This is a genomic window from Succinimonas sp., from assembly GCF_045225735.1.
In the GTDB taxonomy this organism is placed as follows: domain Bacteria; phylum Pseudomonadota; class Gammaproteobacteria; order Enterobacterales; family Succinivibrionaceae; genus Succinimonas.
Map to the genome: position 1 here is coordinate 1 of NZ_JBGVBR010000001.1, position 3,037 is coordinate 3,037.

Consider the following 3,037-nt stretch of genomic DNA (forward strand, 5'->3'; position numbering starts at 1 on the left):
CCCGGAAAATCTCAAAGCCGCCCTGCCATAAAACACCGGAACTGAGGGCCCTGCCGGAGGGCATATCGGAAGAAGATCCTCAAAACACCTCTTCCGTACCTGAATTCAGAGGATAACTGACCTGTCAGTCCCCACAGTCAGCAATTACAGCACAGCATATTTTCCGAACAGGAGAAAGCAGTCATGTTCAAGAAAGAAATCACCGCAGCGTTTATTAAAAACTGCCCCCTTTCCGGAGCTTTTGCCTTCAGATGCGCAGTAAGCGAGGGCATCAGCCTGCCGTTCCGCGCCGAGGTGGCGCTGTTTTCAGATACGGAGCTGACCCCGGAAGATCTGGAATCCTGTCTCCTGGTAAAAACCGAACTCACCCTTATGCAGTACGACACCACGGGAGCCCTCTCCCGGGGCCGCAAGTTTCAGGGGGTGATCACCTCCTACAATGCTCTGGGGCTGATATCGGATCCGGAAGGCTACGAACTCTTAACCGACTGCTACGGCTATGAGATCGTCATTGAACCGGAGATGGCGCTTATGGGACTTGAGCCCCGCACCCGGCGCTTTGATTCCGGCAAGACTCCGGCTGAAATCATCACTGAGATCTTCGGGGAATACCAGCAGAAATGTCTCTTTGACCCGAAGCTTTTTGACAAAATGCCAGAGTGCGGCCAGATTGTTCAGCAGAGCAACGAAACCGACCTCAGTTTCATAAACCGCATCTGCTTTAACTGCGGCTTCAACTATATCTTTGAACTGGAAGCCCCCGAAGAAGAGTTCTCCGGGATCTCCGTGGTCTTCTCCCGGGGATACCGCACGGGAAACGGTCATGAGATCACCGGAAATACCCACTCCGGACGTTCCGAAATCCCCTGCCGCACCGGCAAAACGGGAAACAGACTCTTCGCGGACAGCGCTATCTTTCTGGATCGGCTGGTGCGCACGGGGATTGCGGGAAGCGGCAGCATTCGCAAAAACGCCGGAACCGCCCGGAACAAGACGCCCCTTTTCCGGAACGGCTTTGAACCGGTGCGAGGGGAAGGCAATCATCCCGGAGAAAGCATTGACGCCTTCATCAGGGAATCCTCCGCGGCTCTGGACAGACTGTCCCGAAACCGGACTCTGATTACCGCCCGGGATTTTGCGGTGGCCTCCGGCATTACCCTTGATACCGGCAAAACCCGCTATCTCACGGTACGAACCCGGTTCAGCTTTAACCTGAATTTCCCCAAAATCTTTCGGAAAGCCCAGAGTTTTCCGGCAAACGAGAATGAACTCAGCCTTGCCGCCGTGGCCGTTCCCGTTCCGGAAAACACCGGCGATACTCTGGGCCCCCTGTGCTGCTTCGGCCCCATTCCGGAAAACCCCGCGCCCGCCACAGCCTTCGTCATCACTGATATGCCCCGGCCGGGACGGGAAAGCCTGAGAGCCGGAGGACAGGATCTCGGGAGCAACGCCATCCTGAAAGAGGATGCCGGCAATAATGCCATGATCGTCAGGGCCACGGTCTCTGACAAATCCGGCAGTACCACCGATTCTCCGGGCACTGTTGTTATCTCGGAAAACGATGACACCGCTTTCCCGGCGCTGTTTTACGCCCTTCCGGAGGGCGGCAGCGTCATCGAAGCAAACTACGTAAGCATGTCCGGAAGCGCCTCTCCCCTGGGAAACTTTCCTAAAGTGGGAGAAAAGGTACTGCTTCTTTATACCGGGAGCAGCTACTATTTCATGGGGTATCTCCCGAACGGCAGCGCCTTCAGAACCTATTCCGCAGCGCTCAGAAACGATCTCCTCCATAGTTCGTTCCTGAACTCCGGATATGACCCTGACAGCGCCGCCAATGCTGCCGGCACTGACAAGGTTCCGACAAACGCAAACCGCGACATTAAAAATCAGTACCTTTCCTTCAGCAGATTCTCAAGCTCTGCGGCGCTGGTGGAATACATCATCATGCAAAACCGGCTGGAACTGTTCATGAAATGTCTGGCCTACAAATTCAATACCAACAAGGTCACCGAAGTTTACGATGACTGCAAGGATAAAATCAGTTCGAACCTTGAAGATGTTATCAGTAAACGGGAGGATCTGGACAAAGCTGTTCAGGATGGCAGCGACACTAAGACAGCAGAATCGAACCTTAACACGGCGTACACGACACTCTCTCAATCTGCCGCCGACATTGTGACCAAGATTAAGGATATTACCGATGTCAACAGCCAGATTAACAGCATCTACGACAAGATAAAGAATGATGAAAATAACACCAGATACACCGGAACTGATGACGAAATGAAGGATCAGATTCTGGGAGATCTGCTGGGAGCAGTCTCCGGCGATCTGTTTTATGACGGAACGCATCGCATATACGGGAACCGTCTGGAAAATGCCGCCACCGATGACATCACCAGCGTTGCCGAGGGCAACATTAACCTCCATGCCGACAAGAAGCTCTACCTTACAGCAGATGACGCCATTCAGCTGCAGGTGGGGAACAACACTATCAGCATAAATGGCAATACCATTGCCCTGGCAGCAGCCTACTTCAGAACATCTCTGTTTCCGTGGGACAGCAAGATCACTCTGAGTCCCACGGGCGGAGTGAAGATTTCCGGTTGCCAGTTCAGCGCCAACGGGTTCATCTCCGCCACTGTCAGCGACAGTCTCGGAGGCTCTGTAGGAACCAAAAACGGACTAATGTCCATGACCGCCCCGAAGATCAAAATCACCAATATGAGCGGCCCCGCCCTCCTGAAAACTCTGGGAAAACTGGCAGACAATCTTGTATTTGGAGTGGGCAACCTCACCGCCAATCTTGTGAACGATTTTGCGGACGTCGATAACGCAGATCTGGCCGCTACCATCGTCAATGACGTTAACGGATATGCTAACAATGCGTTTACCCTTGCAGGCGACATCTGGGCAGCAGTAGAACGATTCAGAAGTACTACCAACTCTGTCAAGAACATCAAGTCCTGGATCAATATAGCGCCGTCTCTGATTCTGATTGCTGCAGATGTCTTTGACACCTTAGACAGCATCGTTG

1 protein-coding gene is annotated in these 3,037 nt (G+C 53.2%); it reads left to right on the forward strand.

The features are described from left to right. Positions 1–183 precede the first annotated feature (183 nt). The coding region (locus tag ACJROR_RS00005) for a contractile injection system protein, VgrG/Pvc8 family (RefSeq protein ID WP_406545306.1) at positions 184–3,037 on the forward strand (2,854 nt) is incomplete at its 3' end.